Raw genomic sequence first — 20418 nt, 5'->3', positions numbered from 1 at the left:
GACATCGCCATGCCCGTTTACGAGTATCAGGCTCTCGACACCAAAGGAAAAACCATTACCGGCATTATCGACGCCGATGGTGCCCAGGCCGCCCGGCAGAAGATCCGCGGCATGGGCGGTTTTCCCGTCAGTGTCAAAGAGGTGACCGAAGGCACCAGCGCCAAAGAGAGCCGCATGGATGCCTTGCATGGGCTGTTCAGCCGCGTCAAACCGGCCCAGGTCAGCCTCTGGACCCGCCAACTGGCCACCCTCACCGGCGCCGGTTTCCCACTGGTCTCGGCCCTGACCACCCTGGTTTCCCAGACCAAAACCCAGGGATTCACCAAGGTCGTCGCCCGGATCAAAGACGCCATCGTCGAGGGCAACAGCTTTGCCTCGGCGTTGACACACTTCCCATCGGTGTTTTCTCAGATCTATGTCAACATGGTCCGCGCCGGTGAGACGTCCGGGACCCTGGAGATCGTTCTACAGCGCCTGGCCGACATCATGGAAAAACAGCAGGAGCTGAAATCCCGCATTCAAACCGCTCTGGCCTACCCGATTCTGATGACCGTCATCGGCACCATAGTGCTCTTTTTCCTGATGACCTTCGTGGTGCCCAACATCACCACCATTTTCGAAGACATGAACCAGGCACTGCCTGCACCAACCCGATTTCTGCTTGCTGCCAGCGACCTGTTCAAAAGCTACTGGTGGTTGCTGCTCATCGTGATGGCCGCCGGACTGGTGGCAATGCGCATGTTTCGAAAAACCGAACACGGACTGGTGGTGACCGACCGGTTCCTGCTGCGCCTGCCCGTGGCAGGATCCCTGCTCAGACGAATCGCCGTGGCCCGCTTTGCCCGCACCCTCGCCTCACTGCTCGAAAACGGCGTGACCATGCTGCCGGCATTGGAAATCGTGCGTAACATCACCGGTAATGTTATCATCTCCGATCTGATCGAAAATGCGTCCGCTGAGGTGGAGCGGGGCCAGGGACTGGGGGTATCCCTTGCGACCGATACCGTTTTCCCAGATCTGGCCGTCCAGATGATCCAGGTGGGTGAGCAGAGCGGGGAACTGGAACCCATGCTCTACAAGATTGCCGACGTTTATGAAAACGAAGTTCAGGCATCGATCATGAGCATGATGGCCATGCTGGAACCGGTCATCATTCTGGTCATGGCGGTGGTGGTCCTGTTCATCGTGCTGTCCATCTGCCTGCCGATTTTCGAGATGAACCAGTTGGTGGGATAAGGATGGAAAAACAGTTAAATGCGATTGCCCTGGCGGATCCATACTGTCGCCTTGATTGTTGAGACACATTGGGATAGTATCCATCCCGTTGATTTGAAACACCAACGACAGCACCCGATGACGGAGGAGATATGAAGCGTTCCCTGGCGCCCATGACGGATAACAAGCGCGGTTTCACCCTGATCGAACTGATGGTGGTCATCGTCATTCTCGGCATTCTGGCCGGCCTGATCGTTCCACGCATCATGAGCCGCCCGGAGCAGGCCAAACGACTCAAGGCCCGCATGCAGATCGAAAGCATCGGCACGGCGCTCAAGCTCTATAAACTGGACAACGGCATGTACCCGTCCACCGAACAGGGGTTGCAGGCCCTTGTGGAGCAACCCTCTTCCGGCAATGTCCCCAAAAAGTGGCGCAAGGGGGGCTACCTTGAAAAGGGCAAGGTTCCGAACGATCCCTGGGGAAACGATTTTGTTTACCTGAGCCCGGGCATCCACGACGACTTTGACATTATCTCATACGGCGCCGACGGGGCAGCCGGCGGTGAAGACAACGATGCGGACATCAACAGCTGGGAGAGTGAGTAATCCGCCGGAAGCGATGCCTCAGCACGCCCATGCGTATTGGATTCAGGCCGGGGCCGATTCCGCCCCCGGTATCAACAGGCAACCGCATGCACACGCGTTTCAGGCCCTCCATCTGCCCCATGAACGACCACGCGTTCACCCTCGTCGAAATGGTGGTGGTTACCGCCCTGATCAGTATCATGCTGGTGGTGGCCATACCGCGTCTGGAAACCGGTCTGTTCTCCGACGGCAGCGACGAAACCGCACGCTGGATTATCGCCAATGTTCAGCACCTCAAGGAAAAAGCGGTGATCGATCAGAAGACCTATCTGCTCAATGTCTCTCCCGATACCCGTCAGTTGTGGGTCAGTGCAGCCGATCTGCCCGAAACCGAAACAGCTGCCGCCCGTGAGGACGGATATCGCCTGCCCAGCGGGATGACCGTGGATCATGTGGCGTTTTCCAGCAACGAGCGCGTGTCCAGCGGCACTATCTCCATCGCCTTTTATCCCAAGGGCTATTCGGACCGGGCCATCATCCGCATGCGCGCCGGTGACGGCGAGCGGCTGGCCTTTTCCATCGAACCGTTCCTCTCCCGCATCCAGCTGGTCCGGGGCAGTCAGGCGTGGTAACCGTGCACCGGGGACGTATCTTTATGTCGGCCGCCGTCATTTTGCCTCTCACGATACCCGGGCCGGATGACAAGCGTGCGCCCATGCAAGGCGCGCAAAACGGATTCACCCTCATGGAGGTGATGGTTGCCCTGGCCGTGGTGGCCATTGCCCTGACGGCCGTTTACCGCATGCACAGCCAGACCTTGTTCATGGATCAGCGCGGCCGGTTCGATACCGTGGCGACCCTTCTGGCCCGCCAGAAACTGGCCGAAATCGACACTCAGGACCTTGCCGACCTGACCATCGACGAAGGCGACTTCGGTGACGACTATCCCGGCTACCGCTGGCAGATGGAAAGTGAAACCGTCGTCTCCGATCTGATCCTGGAAGGCGGTCCGACCCTCAAACGGATTACCCTGACCGTCGATTACGGGGACGGTGAAACGACCTTTGCGATCACCACCTACAGGCACCTGTATGAGTAATCCGCGTCCGCAACGATTTTGCAAAAAAGCGCCCAACGGCGGTTTCACCCTGCTGGAAATCATGGTGGCGATCTTTATTTTCGCCGTGGTGATCACCACGGTTTTCGGCTCGTTCCGTGCGGTTTTTTCCAGCACCGATGCCGTTGGCGGTGACGTGGATGTCTTTGCATCGGCCCGGACCTGTCTGTCGCGCATGGCCACCGACCTGGAGGCACTGACCATCAGCGATTACCCGCGCTATGCCAAACCGGAGTTCAACGATCCACCGGATCCCTACCAGCTGCTTGGGGAAACCACCGATATCCGCGGAACCCGTTTCGGCCGGCTGCAGTTTGCCTCCCTGGCCCACCTGGCCTTGCATGGCGATCCGCGCCAGGGGGTGTGCCGGATCGTTTACTATGTGGATCAGCTGGACGACGACTCCCTGGTGCTGCGCCGTGCCGACGATCTTTATCCCTTCCCCGAGTTCGAGGAGAGCGAGGATGACCCCATATTGTGCGCGAATCTTCTCGATCTGAAATTCGAGTACACGGATGCCGAGGACGAAACCAGCGAAAACTGGGACTCGGAATCGGCCGACAATGACTATGCCACACCGCGCGCCATTCAGGTCCATTTGAAGGTCGGCACAGAAACGCGGCCCATCTTGTTCACAACACGGATCCCATTGCATGTTTACCGCAAAGCCAGTGAATAAAGCGCCATCGGTCGGTGTGATCGACAACCAGCGCGGCGTGGCCATCCTCGTGGCCATCGGGGTGGTCGCCGTGCTGCTCAGCGCCGGCCTGGCGCTCAATCAGCGCATCCGCAGTTCGGTCAGCGACGCCATCCGGGTTCGGGACGACCTGGTGCTTTCGGAGATGGCCACCTCCGGGGTCCACGCCGCCATGGTCATGCTGATCAACGACCGCAAGACCAACAACACCGATACCCTGCAGGAGGATTGGGCCAATCCCGAAAAAGTGGCCGAAATGATGGGATTGATGCCTTTTGATGACGGCGAGCTGGACGTGCGCATCGAGGATGAGCGCGGTAAAATTCAGGTCAACGCCCTGGTCAAGTTTCCCGAGGGCCGCCAGTTCGTCGCCAGTCAGCGCAGTTTGTGGGAGCGGCTTCTCGACCGGCTCTTTTCATTATTTGAAGATCCTCCGGACAGTGAGCCCAATATGATCATTAATTCACTCAAGGATTGGATCGATGATGGCGATAATGAAGCCATTACCGGGCTTACCGGCGCGGAGTCCGACTATTATGAAGGTTTGGAACCGCCCTACAGTTGCAAAAACGGACCTTTTGATCATCTGGGCGAAGTGGCTCTGGTGCAGGGGATCCTTCCTGAACTCTATTACGGAGTCGGCGGTGCCGCCGGCCTTTCGGCCATGCTCACCGTTTACGGTGCCACCGCTTCGGGGGAGAGTCAGTTTGCCTTTGACGGCAAAATCAACATATCCACCGCCGACGTGAACGTTTTGGCCGCGCTGCTGCCGTCGGAAGATGATGACCTGGCCCAGGCGCTGGCCGACTACCGGATTGCCATGGCCGACGAGACCTTTGTCAACACCATCACCAGCGCCAATTGGTACAAACAGGTTCCTGGTGCCGGCGGTCTCACCATCGATGCCGATTTGATCACCGTATCGTCGGACCTGTTCCGCATTGTCGCAACGGCCAAGCGCAACCGGCGAACCCACATCCTGAATGTGGTGGTTCAGCGTCAAAAAGCGCAGGGCACGGGCCAATGGGAGTGTAAAACCTTGAATTGGCAGGCAGAATAATGTATATCAAAATCATTCCTGAATCGATTGCAAGCACGGATATACCGTTTTCGGAGCGTCCAATGATGGCAGTCAACGTCGGAGCAGATGATCAATCATGAGCCGCAGGGTCCTCGGTCTGGAAATTCGGGCGTCATCCGTTGGCGCCGTCCTGCTGGAAAGCAGTTTCAAGGGCAGCGTGCTCCAGGCGCAGGCATTCGTTACCCTCGCCGAAACGGACACGGCCGAGGATGATGAGGCGAATCTTCTCAATGCGCTGATCTCCGTAGTGGACACGCTCAACCCCGCCGGAGCCACCTGTGTGCTGGGAATTCCCACCACGATGGTCTCCTTCCGTAATCTCAGCCTGCCATTCAGCGACCTGAAAAAGATCCGTCAGATCCTGCCGTTTGAATTGGAGCCCAGCCTGCCGCTGCCCGTGGACGAACTGCTCTTCGATGTTGAAACGGTCAAACGCGACGGGCAACAGCACGATCTGCTCGCTTTCAGCGTCCAGAAAAACCATATCCAGCGATACCTGGATCTGCTCCAGAAGGTCAACCTGCGGCCGGTGGCCATCATGCCCAGCGCCTATGCCGCCGCCCATTCCATGGCCCTGGACGCATCATCAACCGGTGACTTCGTATTTATCGATACCGGTGACGGCCATCACTCCGCCTATATGGTCTGCAGCGGTCATGTGCGCATGGTCCGTTCCCTGCCCGTGATCCGTGAGGCCACCCAGCTGCTCCGCAATCTGGAGACCACCCTGGAGCGGACCTTTACCGCCACCCGGGACAGCCTGGATATCGATTTCAACCCCACGTCGGTGGTCCTCGGCGGACCGGATGCCGGTTTGCTGCCCCCTGAGGGAAACGACCCGGGAATGCTGGGCCTCCCGGTGCGAAGCCTTTCCGAAGTACGCAGTTTTTCAAGGCTCAAAGGCGAGTTCAACGACCCCGCCTGGCAAACCGGGCAATTGGACGGCGCCCTAGCCCTGGCCCTGGTTGAGACCGAGGGGATGGCCGGAATCAATTTTTCCACTGAGCGCACGTCGGTACAGCATTACTGGAGCGAATACCGGGGGCAGATCATTCTGACCGCCACCCTGCTGCTGCTGACCATCATCGCGGCACTCGGCGCGCAAATGCTCTCGGTAACGGCCAGGCAGCGACAGGTGGCCGCACTGGACAGCCAGATCGAAGCGGTTTTCAGAGAAACGTTTCCCGAGATCACCCGCGTGGTGAATCCGTTGCAGCAGATGCAGATCAAGATCCGCGAGGCCGGTGATGCGGGCCTGGGTCCGGAGATGCCCGGGGCCGGGGTGCGGGTGATCGATATCCTCAACGGTCTGAGCCAGCAGATTCCTGATACGGTGGATGTAAAGGTCAACCGCATGGTCATGGGCGCTGACAACGTGGTACTGTCGGGCAATACCGACACGTTCAACACTGTTGACGATATCAAGATGCGTCTGGAAAAGGCTGACATTTTCAAAAGTGTCATGATCAGTTCGGCAGACCTGGAAAAATCGGGGCAGCGGGTTCGCTTCAAATTGAAACTGGATTTTTAAACCCATGGCCGTCAAACTCAACAAACGTGAAAAAATCAGTGTTGCCGCCGCTGCGGGGTGCCTCGTGGTTTTTGTGCTGCTGCAGTTTCTGGTTTTTCCCCTGCTCGATAAAAACGACCGGATGGGGCGAACCCTTCTTGCCCGGCAGCATGAATTGGAAGAAATCAAGGTTCTCCAGACCGAATATCGCCAGACAGCCGATAAGGCACAACAGATGCAGCGACACCTCAAATCGCGCCAACGGGGCTTCACCCTGTTCTCTTTTCTGGAATCCCTGGCCAGGCAGACCGGCGTAAAGAGCCAGATCGCCTATATGAAGCCATCCAGCACCCTTTTGAAGGATCGTGGTTACCGGATCTCCATGGTGGAGATGAAACTGCAGGACGTGACCATGGGCCAACTTCTGGCCTACCTGCACGGTATTGAAACATCCCGGGATATGATCGCCATCAAACGGCTTTCCGTTTCCAAGGGAGAGCAGAAGGCCGACCTGATCAACACGGTATTTCAGGTCGAAACATTGGAGATGTAACCGCTGACATGCTTTCCATGAAGGCCATTTTCGGCTATCTGGCATATGCCCTCGGGGCAGTGGTGCTTTTTGTTTACCTGCTTTTTCCCGATCAGACGGTCACGGCGTACCTGCAAAGTCGCCTGGCGTCCGTCGATCCGGCTCTGAAAATTACAGCGGCGGACATCCGTCCGACGCTGCCCCCGGGGCTGAAAATGAATGCCGCGGACATCGATAAGGCAGGCCACCGGGTCGTTCACATCGATAAGGCCCGCATCACGCCTGAACTGCGCAGCCTGCTGCAGCCTGACAAACAGTTGCGTTTTGCGGCATCCCTGGCCGATGGCAGCATCATCGGCCGAACGACGATTACGGATCGTACATCATCGGGAGTCCAGAAGATAGACGCTGATCTGGATCGGATCCAATTGGAGAAGATTGATGCCGTCAAACAAATCGAAAGCTTTTCACTGGTTGGAGAATTGAGAGGCCACGTTACATATGACGGGGCTCGTGAACCCGACGGCATGACAAACGGCCGTTTGACCGTGGCAAGGCTTCGGATCAACTTGAAAACCCCTTTTTTTGGAATTGCCGATCTGCTGATGGAAAAAACCGAGGCCGAGTTTTCGATGAACCGGAACAACCTGCGACTCAGTGCCCTGACCTTTGAAGGCCCCATGGCCGAGGGTCGGATCAGCGGAATCATCGAAGTTCGCCATCCCCTTTCAAGCAGCCGTCTGAACCTGACCGGTACGGCCAAACCTATGCCCGAACTGCTGGCCCGGCTTCAGGAATCCCTGGCACCGGATCTCATCAATACCCGAACCCTCGGCACCCGCGGGATTTCATTTCGGATCCGCGGCACCATCGACAACCCCGATCTGTCCATGAGATAGGCGGATGATACCCAAAGCCATATTTATCGCAATCAATCTGATCTGCATCACCGTGTCGTCCTATTTTGTCGTTGACGGCGTCTACGGAAATCTCGCCACACGCCTGACCCGCACACCGCCTTCGCAAGCCGAGCCGGTTTTTCGGGGAGGGAAAAACGATACCGCCGCCGTTCCCCTGTCGGCTTATCAGGCCGTGCTCGACCGGAACCTGTTTGAGACCCGCATACAAAGCGTCTCCCAGCCGTCCGCCGAGAGCACCCAGCCCCTGGAAGAGACCCAACTGAACCTCAAATTGTGGGGCACCGTGTCGGGCGATGTGGACGGTGACTACGCGGTGATCGAAGATGTCAAGGCCCGTGAGCAGAATCTCTACCGCGTCGGTGACGCCATTCAGACCGCAACCGTCAAAGCGATTCACCGGGAAAAAGTGATCCTGTCCGTCAACGGGAAGGATGAGATGCTCCAGATGCAGGAACTGGAAACCGACCGCGCCGCCGCCAGCCCCGGTCGCTTGCCGGGTCGTACCGGATTATCGTCCCCGTCGTCCGGCGCGGTACGGACACAGCGCATTTCCCTGAGGCGCGCTTACATTGACCAGGCCATGACGGACATGGCCTCACTGATGACCCAGGTTCAGATCCAGCCCCACATGGAAAATGGTATGCCCGCCGGCCTGGCGCTTTCCAGCATCAAACCCAACTCCATCTTTCGCCGCATGGGGCTTCGCAATGGCGATGTTATCACCGGCGTGGACGGCCGGGAAATATCGGCGGTGGACGATGCGCTGCGGCTGGTCGACAATCTAAAATCCGCATCCCAGGTCTCCCTGCAGCTCAAACGCCGGGGACGGGAAAAAAACATCGAGTACAGAATCAGATAGCCGGTCAAGGACTCCATGGGACGCCCTTTTGCCGGTGGAAACGGGAAACAGACACATGACCATTCAAACCCAAATGATCCCAAAACCCAAACGAACGTTGGCTGCGTTGGTTGCCGGGATGATATTTTTTCTCTTTGCCACCGGCCTGTCTGCCCAGGAAGCGCCATCTTCCGATGCCGCTTCGCCGAATGGCGCCCGTCGCTTCGTATCCATCGACTTCAACAATGTGGACATCAGTGTCTTCATCAAGTTCATCAGCGAATTGACCGGCAAGAATTTTATTATCGATCAGCGCGTCAAGGGTAAGGTCACGATCATCTCCCCTTCCAAAATTTCCGTTGACGAAGCCTTCAAGGTCTTTGAATCGGTCCTCGAAGTGCATGGGTTTGCCACTGTCGAAACCGGTCAGCTGATCAAGATCATCCCCTCACCGGATGCACGCACCAAAAACATCGAAACCCGTATCCACACCCGGGGTGACCAGGACAATGACCAAGTTGTCACTCAGCTGATCCCACTGCGTTTCGCCGATCCGGACGAGGTCAAACGCCTCTTCACGCCGATGGTCTCCAAGAGCAGCGTGATCCTTTCCTACGCACCGACCAACACCCTGATCGTCACCGACAACTATTCCAATATTGCCCGCTTGATGAAAATATTGAAAACCATCGACATCCCCGGCGTGGGCCGTGAAATCACCATCTTTCCCATCCACAACGCCGATGCCGCCAAACTGGTCAGCCTGCTGGAGACGGTGTTCAAGACCAGTGCCCAGGGTCAGAGCAAAAAAAGAACCGCTGCGTCATCGGACCGCAATGCCGCCTTCGTGGCCGACGAACGCACCAACAGCATCATCACCGTGGCCAGCGAGGATGACACCAACCGGATCCGCAGCCTGGTCGACACCCTGGACCAGGCAACGCCCAAGGGAAAAGAGAAAATCCACGTCTACTACCTGGAGTATGCCGTGGCCGAAGAGATCGTTGCCGTGCTTAAAGACCTGCCCACCGAAGAGCAGAAGAAATCCGAGGGAGGCGCGAGAAAAGCCCCGGTGGTCTCCGAAAATGTAAAGATCACTGCCGACAAAGCCACCAACAGCCTGATCATCACTGCCAGCCGGGATGACTACGACACCCTGCTGGAGATCATCCGCCAGATCGATATTCCCCGGCGCATGGTTTACATCGAGGCGCTGATCATGGAGGTCAACGCTGAGAAGGGCTTTGAGCTGGGTACGGAGTGGGCCGTGGGCGATGACTTTTCAATTGACGGTGACAAGTACGAGGGCGGTTATGGGGGTGGATTCAGCACCGACGACAGTAACCTGAACACAATAAGCAGTGGCGTACTTCCGTCGGGATTTTCACTTGGGATGTTGAGTGATGGCATCTCCATCGGTGATGTGACGTTTCCCGGCATCAGCGCCGTGGTCAACGCCTATAAAAAAGACGACGACGTCAACATTCTTTCCACCCCGCAACTGCTCACCACCGACAATGAAGAAGCCAGCATTACGGTGGGCAAGAATGTGCCCTATCAGACCACGACATCGACCACCGACAACGACACCTACAACTCCTACGAATACCGCGACGTGGGCAAAACCCTCAAGATCACGCCGCAGATCAACAAGGACCGCATGGTGAGGCTGAATCTGTCGCTGGAAGTCTCGTCGCTGGAGGGCACCACCGACTATCGCCCGACCACCCTCAAGCGTACCGTGGAAACCACCGTGATGGTCAATGACGGCAGTACGGTGGTCATCGGCGGGCTGATCGACGACACCTTTTCCCAGACCGAATACAAAGTCCCCTGCCTGGGGGACGTTCCGGGCCTGGGATGGCTTTTCAAAACGCGCGCCAAGGGGAACGAGAAGACCAACCTGTTTATCTTCATCACCCCGAAGGTGATTGAAAACCCGAGGGAGGCCGCCGCCGTTTCCGATGCCAAAAAATCGACCATGGATGAAATGCGCGAACTGAAAATCAAGCTCTATCAGGGTGACGACGATGACCATGCGCCGCCACCTTTGGCGGGAACGCCTCCGTCTGACCCGGAAGTCCGTCCTGTTCCTGATGCCGAACCGCCGGCCGGTCATCTGCAGGAAGAGGAATACCGGCTTCAGGTTCAGTCCGTGGCCGATGAACAATCGGCCCTGGAATCCATGGAAAGGCTGATTCGGATGGGATATCCAGCCCACGTTACCCAAATCGAGCTGGCCAACAAGATCTGGTATCGGGTCCAGATCGGTGGATTTGCAGACCGCATCAGTGCCGAAGAGGCGAGGGATGCCTTGTCTGCCAAAGGCTTTGCCGACACGTTGATCATAAAAAGCAACCCATGAAAAAATCCCTGGAAGAAATCATAAAACAAAAATACGGTGTTTCGGATGAGGATTTCGCCGAGGCGCTTCGTATTCGCAGCGAAAAGGGCGAAGCTCTGGCCGACATTCTGCTGCGCCGCAAGATCATTACCGAGACCCAGCTGCTGGATGCCTTGAGCGAACAGTACGACATCCCCTTCTGGCCCGAACTGCCACTGGAAAGTTTCGGTGAAGATCGCACCTGCAGCGCCCCCATCGGTTTTCTGAAGCGACATGCGATGGTGCCGTTGGTCCTCAAGAATGTACCCTCCGGTGCCCACAGTCCCCTGCCGGAAGAGATGGTCAACATCATCGCGGTCAACGACCCGACCGCATTCCAGCCCCTCGACGATCTGGCGCGCATGATCGGATTTTCGGGTTACAACCTGGTCATCTCCACCAAGAGCGCCATTTTTGCCGCCATCAACCTGCTTTTCGACATGAGCCAGGGGACTGCCGAGCAGCTGGTCCAGAACATGGAAGAAGACGGCAGCACCATCATCAGTGAAATCGAGGATACCGCGGATCTGCTCGAAGATACCAGCGATGCGCCCATCATCAAACTGGTCAACCATATTATTTCTCAATCGGTCAAGGCGCGCGCCAGTGATATTCACATCGAACCTTACCAGGACAGTTTCAAGGTGCGCTATCGGGTGGACGGCATCCTTTACGATCTGCTCACCCCGCCCAAATGGATTCAGGCAGCCCTGATTTCGCGCATCAAGGTCATGGCCAAGCTCAACATCGCCGAAAAGCGACTGCCCCAGGACGGACGCATTGAAGTTAAACTGGGCTCCCAGAGTGTGGATGTGCGGGTTTCCACGCTGCCGACCACCTTTGGTGAACGAGTGGTCATGCGCCTGCTCAACAAGTCCGAAGAGGTGCTCAATCTCCAAGAGGTGGGGCTGCCGCCCGACGATCTCGACCTGATCAACAAACTGGTCCATCTGCCCAACGGCATCATCCTGGTCACCGGCCCCACGGGGAGCGGTAAGACAACGACGCTCTATTCGGTGCTCTCCTCGATCAACAAGCCGGACATCAACATCATCACCATCGAGGATCCGGTGGAATACCAGCTCAAGGGCATCAGCCAGATCCAGGTCAATTCGAAAATCGACCTCACCTTCGCCCGTGGTCTGCGCTCCATTGTCCGGCAGGATCCGGATGTCATCCTGATCGGTGAAATCCGTGACCAGGAAACCGCCGGCATTGCCGTTCAGTCGGCCCTGACCGGCCACCTGGTCTTCTCCACCCTGCACACCAACGACTCGGCCAGCGCCATCACCCGACTGGTGGACATCGGCGTCGAGCCTTTTCTTATCTCCTCTTCGGTGGTCGCCGTTGTTGCCCAGCGACTGGTTCGCGTGTTGTGCGACCACTGCAAGGCGGCGTACACACCGGGCGTGATCCTGGACAGTATCGGTATTTCCCGGGAGCAGTTGAAAAACAACACGCTTTACCAGGCCAGGGGGTGTGAGAAGTGTTTCAACACCGGCTACCGGGGGCGGATCGGTATCTTTGAAATCATGCATCTGGATGAAGGGCTGAAAAACCTGATTCTGAAAACCTACGATGCCACCCAGATCAAGCAGGCGGCCCAGCAGCAGCACATGAAGACATTGCGTCAAAGCGGTATTGAAAAAGTGCTGGCCGGTGCGACGACCATTGAAGAGGTGTTGCGGGTGACCCAGTAGTAACCCCGCAAACTCAAACCGCACCTTGAAGCCCACGGAAACGGAAAATGAAACGACGGTTTTCTGCCATCATTATCGCCATGGTGCTGGTGGGCTGCGCCTCGGCCGGCCCGGCCCGGCCCGTGCTTTCGGAAAATCCGCCGCCTCTGCCGGCGGCAGCCGCACCGATTCTTTTTTTTCAGCGTTTCCTTTCCCGTGCCGACGGGCATCGCTGCCCCATGACGCCATCGTGCTCCAGCTACGCCATGGAATCCATCCGTCGTCACGGGGCTGTGATGGGCTGGATCATGGCCTGTGACCGGTTGATGCGCTGTGGCCGTGACGAGCTGAAGCACCGCCCGGCGGTAAAGACCCGCAACGGATGGCGCTGTAGCGATCCAGTGGCCAACAACGATTTCTGGATGCATTGATCGGAATGAACTTATCCATGAACCTGACACGCTTTCTGTACTTTTCGGCGATTGTGGCCATGATCTTTTCCGGGCCGAGTGCCCCGGCCCACGGCAGCGAGCCCTTGACCATCGACGCCGACGCGCAATACCGCTATGCCCGGTCGCGTTTCGATGCCGGGGCCCATGACGAAGCGATTGCCGAGTTTAGCCGCTTCATCCACTTCTTTCCCTCCGACCGTCGCGTTGTCGAGGCCCAGCATCAAATCGGAATGGCTCACTTCAACGCCGGCCGGTATGCCGCGGCCGCAACGGTTTTCCAGGCCCGTACGCAAGACGTTACCGATTCGCCGTGGAAGCATGAGGCATTTTTTATGCTCAGCCGTTGCCATGCTCGCCAGGGAATGATCGAGCAGGCCATTTTGGACCTGCACAACCTCATTGCCCTGAGCCCCCCGGCGGATGTGGTCGATCGGGCGCACTATGAACTGGGCTGGCTGCATGTGGACCAGGGCCGCTGGCGGCTTGCCGGGGAGGCCTTCGACCGGATCCGGCCGGTCAGTCAGGACCGTTTCGGGGTGCCGGGGCTGGAATCGACGTTGGCAGAGAGTGATCGTATCGCCTTTCGGGATCCGACCACCGCCGGGATGCTCTCCATCGTTCCCGGCGGGGGCCAGTTGTACTGCGGCCGAGCCCAGGACGCCCTCATCGCCTTTTTGCTCAATACCGGTCTGATCTGGGCCGCCTGGGAAGCGTTCGACAACGATCAGGTGGCTCTGGGCGGTGTCATCAGTTTTGTGGAATTCGGTTTTTACGCCGGCAACATTTTTGGTGCCGTCTCCGGTGCGCACAAGTTCAACCGCGACCGGGCAATCGAATTTCGTCAACACATATACCAGCAACAGCGGCCGTTGCTTTCCGTGGCACCGACATCCGGTGGGGCGCGGATCTGCCTGCATGTTGATTTTTAAGCCATGCCTCCACCCACCTCTCGTCTGCATGCATTCGTCCGCAAGGCCGGGCGGATATCAGGGCAATCGCATTTAGAGCCCGGATTAGAAAAATCTGATCGCAGGCATAGCCAGCTCCTACAGAAAACGGTGTAGAACCAAACGATTGGCACGCGTAGGAGTGGACCATGGCCCCAAAAAAACAAAAATCAATCCAAATGCGATCGCCCTGGGGCGGATATCAAGAGATCTGGCTTTTGCTACCAAAAAATGATACCCCCACGGTGTTTATTTATATCGATGTCCGGCTGGTGGAATCCGGAAATGGTGGATGGGCACTGTAACGGGCTGCGACTGGCGAGAAGGAGCGTACCATGAAAGCAATTGCACCGTCGATTCTGTCGGCGGATTTTTCCAGACTGGGGGATGAGATTCGTGCGGTGGAAGCGGCCGGTGCGGACTGGATTCATGTGGATGTCATGGACGGGCGCTATGTGCCCAACATTACCATGGGCCCCCTGGTGGTCGAAGCCGTCAGGCGAACCACGGCCCTGACCGTTGATGTGCATCTGATGATCGAATCGCCGGAACGGTATGTGGCCGATTTTGCCGCGGCCGGAGCCGATACCATCGCCGTTCATCAGGAGGCCTGCACCCACCTGCACCGGACGATCCAGCTGATCCGGGAAAAAGGGGTCCGGCCCGGTGTGGCCCTCAACCCGGCGACTCCTGTGGAATCGCTGAAATGGATTCTGACCGATTTGGATTTCGTCGTGATCATGAGCGTCAACCCCGGTTTCGGCGGCCAGACCTTCATTCCCTCATCCCTGGAAAAGGTGGCCCAGCTCAAAGCCATGATCCAGCAGCAGGAACTCCAAACCCTGATCCAGATCGACGGTGGCGTCAATGTCGACACGATCGCTCGCATTGCCCGGGCCGGGGTGGATGTCTTTGTGGCCGGCAGCGCCATCTTTGGCAGCGACGACTACCGTCAGACCATTACCCGCCTCAAGGCCAACTGGTGAGACTGTGACTCCTGAAAACCATGGAACCTGAATGCGCGCCCGCTTAAAAAAATCACCCGGAAAAGCTTACCTCGCCGCCGGACAGGCAGATCCGGCACTGCAGACTGCTTTTGAACGACAGGTCCTGCGGGGTCTTGCCGCGGAATGGGAAAACGCCCGTTGGCTGGTGCCGGCCGAATTCAGGGAGTCGGTCCGCCGCCCACTTTTCGGCATTCGGGAAATGCCGAACAAGTTGGGCAGCTGGCATGCGGCCAGACGAGAGATTGCCCTGAGCCAGGAACTGGTCAGCCGGCACCGCTGGGATGATGTCAAAGCGGTATTGCTGCACGAAATGGCCCATCAGGTGGCCCACGAAGGTCTCCGGGCCACCGCCGAGACCGACCATGGCGCCGCGTTCCAGAGGGCCTGCGGGTGGCTCAGGGCCGACCCGGCGGCGGCGGCTAATTATCGGCCCTTGAGCGAACGCCTGCGCCAGGGGGACCCCCTGGACACGCGCGACCGCATCGTCGTCAAGGTCAGAAAACTCATGGCCCTGGCCGAGAGCAGCAACGCCAACGAGGCCACGGCCGCCATGCGCAAGGCGTACGAACTGATTGCCCGACACAATCTGGAACTGATCCAAAAGGGCGCTGCGCAGACATATGTGAGCATCTTCATCGGTACGCCATGCCTGCGCCATTTCCGTGAGGCCTATCACCTGGCCCTGCTGCTGCAGGACTTCTATTTTGTCCAGGGCGTATGGATTCAGGCCTGGGTACTGGACAAGGGCAAAATGGGACGCGTGCTGGAGATCAGCGGTACCCGCAAGAACGTCCAGATTGCCGAATATGTGCATGGGGCGGTCAGCCGCTATATCGACTCGGCCTGGACGGATTACCGCCGCCAGAAGGGGCTCAACCGGTATCGCAAAACCGACTTTGCCGTGGGCATTATCGAGGGGTTCAAAAGCACCCTGCATATGGCCGCCCAATGCATTCGCACGAATTTACCCAGTGACCTGCCTGTCGCCACGGCCGACCCGGCCCTGAAGGGATATGTGGACAGGCGCTATCGTCGCGTGCGCGCATTTTCCCGCCAGGGGCCCGGCCATGATCCCCGGGTATTCGCCGATGGGACGGAAACCGGCAAGAAACTGGTCATTGCCAAGGGCATCACCCAAAAAGGATGTGCCGGCGACCTGCGGCTGGAATTCAAACCAACGGCGGGGGAGAATTGACGCTCGTTATTTTGCGCAGGGGGGAATGAGGTGTGACCAAAAACGATAACCGCAGGCGAAAGCCCCCTTTCCACGTGGTCACCATCGGCGGCGGCAGCGGTCAGTATGCGCTTTTGTCCGGTCTGCGCAAAATCGACGACATCCGCATCAGTGCCGTGGTATCCATGATGGACAGCGGCGGCAGCACGGGCCGCTTGCGCGACGAACTGGGCACGCTGCCCCCGGGGGACATCCTGAAATGCATCCTGGCCCTGTCGCCCCACCAGGAGACGGCCCGCTCGATCTTTCAAAAACGTTTCAGCAAGGATCGGCGTCTGAAAGGCCATAACGCCGGAAACATGCTGCTGACCATGCTCTCCCGGTATACGGGCAGTTTTCCTGCCGGCGTTCAGGCCCTGGCCGAAATTCTGGATGTGCGTGGCACGATTTTACCGGTGACCATCGACCGGGCCACCCTGGTAGCTGAACTGAGCGACGGCAGCCGCATCTTCGGCGAGAGCGCCATTGACATGCCCCGCGGACACCAGCGCGAAACCATCCGGGATGTCTATCTGGTCCCCCACCACAGCGATGCCATCACCGTCTATCCGCCGGTGCTGAAAGCCATTGAAAATGCGGACATCATCATTCTCGGGCCGGGGGACCTGTTCACCAGCATCGTCCCCAACCTTATCGTTCCCGGCATGCGCGAAAAATTGATCCAGGTGACCGCGCCCATGTACCATGTGGTCAATATCATGACCAAATACGGGGAGACCAACCATTTTCAGGCCTGTGACTTCATCGCTACAATAGAGGGCTTTACCGGCCGTAAAATTACGGCTGCGATTGTCAATGCCAAGCGCCCGGACGACCGTCTGCTCGACCTTTACCGCAAACAGAAATCCGATTTTGTGGACATCGGCTTTCCCGAAGCCGGATGCGCGATGATTCTGGAGGATCTTCTGGAGACCTCGGGTGATATTATCCGCCACGATTCCACCAAACTGGCCGGAGTGATTCTACGGATTATCGCCGGAATGGAAGTCGTGGATCAGGATTGAATGATGTCATCCCTGAACGGACTCGGCAGACCCACCGTTTTCATTCCAACCGGCCAGAATGGCCCGGGCGAGGATCAGGTCGTCGGGCGTCGTGATTTTGATATTGTCGCGATCGCCGGGAACAACGCGCACCCGCTCACCGGCAAATTCGGCCACAGACGCGTCATCGGTGGCGACAAAGCCTTTGTCGACGGCGATGCGGTGAGCGTTGCGAATCAGCACCAGTGAAAACATCTGGGGGGTCTGGGCGAGCTGGATCGTCCGGCGGTCCAAGGTGCCGACGATCATTCCGTTTCCGCCAACCTGTTTCAGGGTGTCCGTGGCGGGAATGGCCGGGATGCAGGCCCCGGTGGGAGAAACGCCCGCCATCACGGCCCGGATGAGGCGCTGGCGCACAAACGGCCGCACGCCATCATGAATCATGACGATCCCCTCATCGGCTGCCAGGGCCGCCAGACCGTTGGCGACCGATTCCTGACGGGACAGGCCACCTTTGACCAGGCAGACGTCGTGAGCGAGGTCAAGCGGAGCAAGGATGTGACCGCGGCACCAGCCAAGATCATCTTCCGGCACCACCAGCACCAGGGTATCCAGGGTGGTGCAGCGATCAAAGGCTGCCAAGGTATGGGCCAGAATGGGCTGTTCATCCAGCTCAAGGTACTGTTTTCTCACCGTCGCCTGCATGCGCCGTCCGCTTCCCCCGGCAACGATCACGGCGGCAATCATCGCAGGTAGCTCAGCTCCGACGGAAGGGGCACACCTTTTCCCATGGTGTCTTCACCGTAATTGACACCGGCCAGGATTTCGATGTGGTCCAGGGCGCGGGTATCGCCATCGAAAACGACATCGCTGATGTTTTCCTTCTGGATTTTTCCACCGGCCCATTGGATGTCCAGCACGCTGCTGGCATCGAAGCGGTCTTCTCCCACCACCAGTTCCACCTGCCCCCCAAAATGCTGAACAATTTTGGCCACCATCAGGCTGGGCCGGCTGTGAAATCCCAGCTTGACAGGAATGCCGACGGTGATGGTGGATCGTTCGATGTTTTCGTTGAGGATCTCCTTGGCCAGCTTTTTGCCCGTGTGAAGATAGTGGCAGGCGTAATACAGGCCGTAGTTGATGGTCCGATCCAAAAGGACTGTTGGGTCCACCAGGGAGGCCAGTTTCTCCTGGACCCGTTTGTAGGTGTTTTTATAACCGGCATCACACAGATGACGCTCGTAAAAATGGAGCAGACGACCCATCATCTGCAGGAGATGAAATACCACCGAAAAATAACTTCTCAGCGATTTGAGCTTGCGGTCGCCAAAACGGAAACCACCATGGATCACGTAGGTGTCGAAGGACGACTGCAGGTTGTGCACCAGCATCTCGAAACGGCGGATCTCGACTTCGTCCACTTTTCCCGGCACCATGGCGGTCATCTCTTCGTAATTGTAGGGCTCATAAAATCCCATGGGATCGAAGCTTTTGGCGATGGAGAGAAATTCACTGGCGATCTTGACGATATTGCGTTTTTGAACCTCCTTGGCATCGTCGTCAATGTCGTATTTCAGCATTTCTCCAGTCGTGATGCCCGGAAAATCCTCGGCGCCGAAGCCATCGACCGGCATGGCAATGTTCAGCCGGGCCGCCTCGTCAATGATCACCGGCGCCAGGTTGCGCAGGACGTCGTTGAGAAAAATCATGGTCTTGTCACCCTGCTCGCGGAAAGCATCCGTGTCAGGGATGTCGTAGAATACCATTCGATTCAGAATGTGTTTCTGACAATAGGCCCCCAGGCTGAGGTGCCTGACCGTGGCGCACACTTCCCGGTACAGGTACCAGTCCTCGCTGTTTTTGGCACCGTGAAAATCGAGAAAATCTTCCAGCACCTGGGAGGTGCTGATCAGCTTGGAATAGAGCTTTTTGGTGAACACATGTTCCGGCGTATTGGATTTTGAAATGTAGATGCAGCATTTAAGATAGTCCGATGAGAAGATGCGGACTTTTTCGGAAAAGGAAATGTCACAATAGGGATCGTTCACGATGGGCTCCATTCGTCAATCGGGATGAGTCAACTGAGTATGGTTGAATATGGATGGATGCGAAATAGCGGCCGGAGCAGCCCGTAAGCCGAATTCTGTTCCTCCGGCCGGTTACCCGACACCGGAGGCGACGATCATTCCTCTGGGATGCCGGTTGCCCGGCACCTCTAGCGACCTACCCGGGAGCTCGGACGGGCCGCCCTCAAGCACTCCCCTATTTGGTCTTGCACCGGGTGGGGTTTACCTAGCTTCCCCGGTCGCCCGGAGAACTGGTGCGCTCTTACCGCACCGTTTCACCCTTACCCCGCCAGGAAGCGAGGCGGTCTGCTTTCTGTTGCACTTGCCTTCACGTCGCCGTGACTCCACGTTATGGAGCACCCTGCCCTGTGGTGTTCGGACTTTCCTCCAGCCCCGCCAAGGCGGAACCAGCGATCGTCTGTTCTACTCCGACCGCTATTCGATCTCCTTTTCTTTCCAGTAAATAATTCGGTGGCAATGGGGACAGAAACGCAGTTCGTCAAAGCGCAAAAGCTCGTTAAACAACTGCGCGGGAATGTTCATGTGACACCCCGTGCAGATCTCACGCTCCGCTGCCACCACCGCCATGCCACGAACTTTTTTCTTGACCGCATCCAAAACGGCGATACATTTCGGATCAGCGGCCGTCTTCACCTGGACTATTTTTTCATTCAGGTCGGCAACCGTCTGACGGATCTGTTGAATCCGCGTTTCGGCATCCTCTCTTTTTTCCCGGCAGCTGACAAGAAAACTGTCCAGTTGCGCCTGGCTCTCCTTGACCGCGATCTCCTGGGATTCGATGGCATCCAGTTGCTCAATCATACGATCTTCAATGGCGGAGTTCTTTTTCTCGATTTCTTCGATCTCTTTGAGGGTCGACTGGTATTCCTTGTTGGTTTTGACCGCTCCAAGCTTTACGTTGCTTTTCTCCACCATCCCGGCATTGACCTTGAACTCGGCCTCAAGCTCCCGATAGCTCTTTTGAAGGGTCAAGAGACGCTCCTTTTCACCCGCAACCAGAGACTCCCGTTCAACGGCCGCCCGGTCCAGGGCTGCAGCCGCATCCCTGAGGGACTGGATCTGACGGTCTGCCGCGTTTACCTCCAGTTCCAGTGCCTGCAATACAACGAGCGTTTCAATCTGTTCCTGAATGGTCGCCATGCCTGTTTT

21 protein-coding genes and 1 other RNA gene are annotated in these 20418 nt (G+C 57.5%); 18 read left to right on the top strand and 4 right to left on the bottom strand.

The features are described from left to right. Positions 1-9: 9 nt before the first annotated feature. The 18 genes from gspF (at position 10) to GN112_RS03195 (ending at position 17203) form a co-directional block, all read left to right on the top strand. Positions 10-1236, top strand: a complete 1227-nt coding sequence (gene gspF, locus GN112_RS03280; RefSeq protein ID WP_155308925.1) for a type II secretion system inner membrane protein GspF — start codon at positions 10-12, stop codon at positions 1234-1236. Between the two features lie 131 nt (positions 1237-1367). Next, complete coding sequence (gspG, locus tag GN112_RS03275; RefSeq protein WP_155308924.1) at positions 1368-1823, top strand: type II secretion system major pseudopilin GspG; 456 nt, start codon at positions 1368-1370, stop codon at positions 1821-1823. An 86-nt stretch (positions 1824-1909) separates the two neighbouring features. Further along, positions 1910-2434 carry a pilus assembly FimT family protein gene (locus GN112_RS03270; RefSeq protein ID WP_162458756.1) on the top strand — a complete coding sequence of 175 codons (525 nt, stop codon included), beginning with the start codon at positions 1910-1912 and terminating at the stop codon, positions 2432-2434. Between the two features lie 23 nt (positions 2435-2457). Beyond that, positions 2458-2901, top strand: coding sequence for a type IV pilus modification PilV family protein (locus tag GN112_RS03265; protein ID WP_155308922.1), 444 nt, complete (start codon positions 2458-2460; stop codon positions 2899-2901). Continuing rightward, entirely contained in the window at positions 2894-3598 is a 705-nt protein-coding gene (locus GN112_RS03260; protein WP_155308921.1) for a PulJ/GspJ family protein, read from the top strand. Before GN112_RS03265 ends, GN112_RS03260 begins: the two co-directional genes overlap by 8 nt. Beyond that, complete coding sequence (locus tag GN112_RS03255) at positions 3573-4676, top strand: type II secretion system minor pseudopilin (protein ID WP_155308920.1); 1104 nt, start codon at positions 3573-3575, stop codon at positions 4674-4676. Before GN112_RS03260 ends, GN112_RS03255 begins: the two co-directional genes overlap by 26 nt. 97 nt (positions 4677-4773) lie before the next feature. Further along, entirely contained in the window at positions 4774-6228 is a 1455-nt protein-coding gene (gspL, locus tag GN112_RS03250; RefSeq protein WP_155308919.1) for a type II secretion system protein GspL, read from the top strand. A 4-nt stretch (positions 6229-6232) separates the two neighbouring features. Next, positions 6233-6760 carry a type II secretion system protein M gene (gspM, locus tag GN112_RS03245; RefSeq protein WP_155308918.1) on the top strand — a complete coding sequence of 176 codons (528 nt, stop codon included), beginning with the start codon at positions 6233-6235 and terminating at the stop codon, positions 6758-6760. A gap of 8 nt (positions 6761-6768) precedes the next feature. Beyond that, positions 6769-7638: a type II secretion system protein GspN gene (gene gspN, locus GN112_RS03240; RefSeq protein WP_155308917.1), complete on the top strand. Its 870-nt coding sequence runs from the start codon at positions 6769-6771 to the stop codon at positions 7636-7638. A gap of 4 nt (positions 7639-7642) precedes the next feature. Beyond that, positions 7643-8518: a type II secretion system protein GspC gene (gene gspC, locus GN112_RS03235; protein ID WP_155308916.1), complete on the top strand. Its 876-nt coding sequence runs from the start codon at positions 7643-7645 to the stop codon at positions 8516-8518. A gap of 55 nt (positions 8519-8573) precedes the next feature. Then, complete coding sequence (gspD, locus tag GN112_RS03230) at positions 8574-10862, top strand: type II secretion system secretin GspD (protein WP_155308915.1); 2289 nt, start codon at positions 8574-8576, stop codon at positions 10860-10862. Continuing rightward, complete coding sequence (gene gspE, locus GN112_RS03225; protein WP_155308914.1) at positions 10859-12580, top strand: type II secretion system ATPase GspE; 1722 nt, start codon at positions 10859-10861, stop codon at positions 12578-12580. The genes gspD and gspE overlap by 4 nt, the downstream gene beginning before the upstream one ends. A gap of 47 nt (positions 12581-12627) precedes the next feature. Then, the gene (gene yidD / locus GN112_RS03220) at positions 12628-12990 is read left to right on the top strand and encodes a membrane protein insertion efficiency factor YidD (protein ID WP_155308913.1); all 363 of its coding nucleotides are present in this window, start codon (positions 12628-12630) and stop codon (positions 12988-12990) included. 17 nt (positions 12991-13007) lie between these two features. Continuing rightward, a complete protein-coding gene (locus GN112_RS03215) occupies positions 13008-13940 on the top strand; it encodes a tetratricopeptide repeat protein (RefSeq protein WP_162458755.1) in 933 nt (310 codons plus the stop codon). A gap of 167 nt (positions 13941-14107) precedes the next feature. Further along, positions 14108-14263, top strand: a complete 156-nt coding sequence (locus GN112_RS03210; RefSeq protein ID WP_155308911.1) for a hypothetical protein — start codon at positions 14108-14110, stop codon at positions 14261-14263. A 30-nt stretch (positions 14264-14293) separates the two neighbouring features. Further along, a complete protein-coding gene (gene rpe / locus GN112_RS03205) occupies positions 14294-14944 on the top strand; it encodes a ribulose-phosphate 3-epimerase (protein WP_155308910.1) in 651 nt (216 codons plus the stop codon). Between the two features lie 31 nt (positions 14945-14975). Further along, entirely contained in the window at positions 14976-16160 is a 1185-nt protein-coding gene (locus tag GN112_RS03200; protein ID WP_155308909.1) for a DUF2786 domain-containing protein, read from the top strand. Positions 16161-16192: 32 nt separating this feature from the next. After that, positions 16193-17203, top strand: a complete 1011-nt coding sequence (locus GN112_RS03195) for a gluconeogenesis factor YvcK family protein (protein ID WP_155308908.1) — start codon at positions 16193-16195, stop codon at positions 17201-17203. A 6-nt stretch (positions 17204-17209) separates the two neighbouring features. Here the strand turns inward: GN112_RS03195 and ispD are convergent, their stop codons facing one another. The 4 genes from ispD to GN112_RS03175 form a co-directional block, all read right to left on the bottom strand. Next, positions 17210-17929, bottom strand: coding sequence for a 2-C-methyl-D-erythritol 4-phosphate cytidylyltransferase (ispD, locus tag GN112_RS03190; protein WP_155308907.1), 720 nt, complete (start codon positions 17927-17929; stop codon positions 17210-17212). Then, entirely contained in the window at positions 17926-19230 is a 1305-nt protein-coding gene (locus GN112_RS03185) for an HPr family phosphocarrier protein (protein ID WP_155308906.1), read from the bottom strand. The genes ispD and GN112_RS03185 overlap by 4 nt, the downstream gene beginning before the upstream one ends. 69 nt (positions 19231-19299) lie before the next feature. Continuing rightward, positions 19300-19678, bottom strand: an RNA gene (gene rnpB, locus GN112_RS03180) — RNase P RNA component class A. A gap of 5 nt (positions 19679-19683) precedes the next feature. Then, on the bottom strand, positions 19684-20409 hold the full coding sequence (locus tag GN112_RS03175) for a zinc ribbon domain-containing protein (protein ID WP_155308905.1): 726 nt from the start codon (positions 20407-20409) through the stop codon (positions 19684-19686). Between the last annotated feature and the right edge of the window lie 9 nt (positions 20410-20418).

This window comes from Desulfosarcina ovata subsp. ovata, from assembly GCF_009689005.1.
Classification (GTDB): Bacteria; Desulfobacterota; Desulfobacteria; order Desulfobacterales; family Desulfosarcinaceae; genus Desulfosarcina; species Desulfosarcina ovata.
This window is presented reverse-complemented; position numbering and strand designations above follow the sequence as displayed.

Coding starts and splice junctions, on each gene's coding strand:
- gspN (WP_155308917.1), top strand. CDS start 6,769: ATGCTTTCCATGAAGGCCATTTTCGGCTATCTGGCATATGCCCTCGGG.
- gspC (WP_155308916.1), top strand. CDS start 7,643: ATGATACCCAAAGCCATATTTATCGCAATCAATCTGATCTGCATCACC.
- gspD (WP_155308915.1), top strand. CDS start 8,574: ATGACCATTCAAACCCAAATGATCCCAAAACCCAAACGAACGTTGGCT.
- GN112_RS03260 (WP_155308921.1), top strand. CDS start 2,894: ATGAGTAATCCGCGTCCGCAACGATTTTGCAAAAAAGCGCCCAACGGC.
- rpe (WP_155308910.1), top strand. CDS start 14,294: ATGAAAGCAATTGCACCGTCGATTCTGTCGGCGGATTTTTCCAGACTG.
- gspM (WP_155308918.1), top strand. CDS start 6,233: ATGGCCGTCAAACTCAACAAACGTGAAAAAATCAGTGTTGCCGCCGCT.
- GN112_RS03255 (WP_155308920.1), top strand. CDS start 3,573: ATGTTTACCGCAAAGCCAGTGAATAAAGCGCCATCGGTCGGTGTGATC.
- GN112_RS03270 (WP_162458756.1), top strand. CDS start 1,910: ATGCACACGCGTTTCAGGCCCTCCATCTGCCCCATGAACGACCACGCG.
- ispD (WP_155308907.1), bottom strand. CDS start 17,929: ATGATTGCCGCCGTGATCGTTGCCGGGGGAAGCGGACGGCGCATGCAG.
- GN112_RS03175 (WP_155308905.1), bottom strand. CDS start 20,409: ATGGCGACCATTCAGGAACAGATTGAAACGCTCGTTGTATTGCAGGCA.
- gspE (WP_155308914.1), top strand. CDS start 10,859: ATGAAAAAATCCCTGGAAGAAATCATAAAACAAAAATACGGTGTTTCG.
- GN112_RS03265 (WP_155308922.1), top strand. CDS start 2,458: ATGTCGGCCGCCGTCATTTTGCCTCTCACGATACCCGGGCCGGATGAC.
- GN112_RS03200 (WP_155308909.1), top strand. CDS start 14,976: ATGCGCGCCCGCTTAAAAAAATCACCCGGAAAAGCTTACCTCGCCGCC.
- gspG (WP_155308924.1), top strand. CDS start 1,368: ATGAAGCGTTCCCTGGCGCCCATGACGGATAACAAGCGCGGTTTCACC.
- gspL (WP_155308919.1), top strand. CDS start 4,774: ATGAGCCGCAGGGTCCTCGGTCTGGAAATTCGGGCGTCATCCGTTGGC.
- yidD (WP_155308913.1), top strand. CDS start 12,628: ATGAAACGACGGTTTTCTGCCATCATTATCGCCATGGTGCTGGTGGGC.
- GN112_RS03215 (WP_162458755.1), top strand. CDS start 13,008: ATGAACCTGACACGCTTTCTGTACTTTTCGGCGATTGTGGCCATGATC.
- gspF (WP_155308925.1), top strand. CDS start 10: ATGCCCGTTTACGAGTATCAGGCTCTCGACACCAAAGGAAAAACCATT.
- GN112_RS03210 (WP_155308911.1), top strand. CDS start 14,108: ATGGCCCCAAAAAAACAAAAATCAATCCAAATGCGATCGCCCTGGGGC.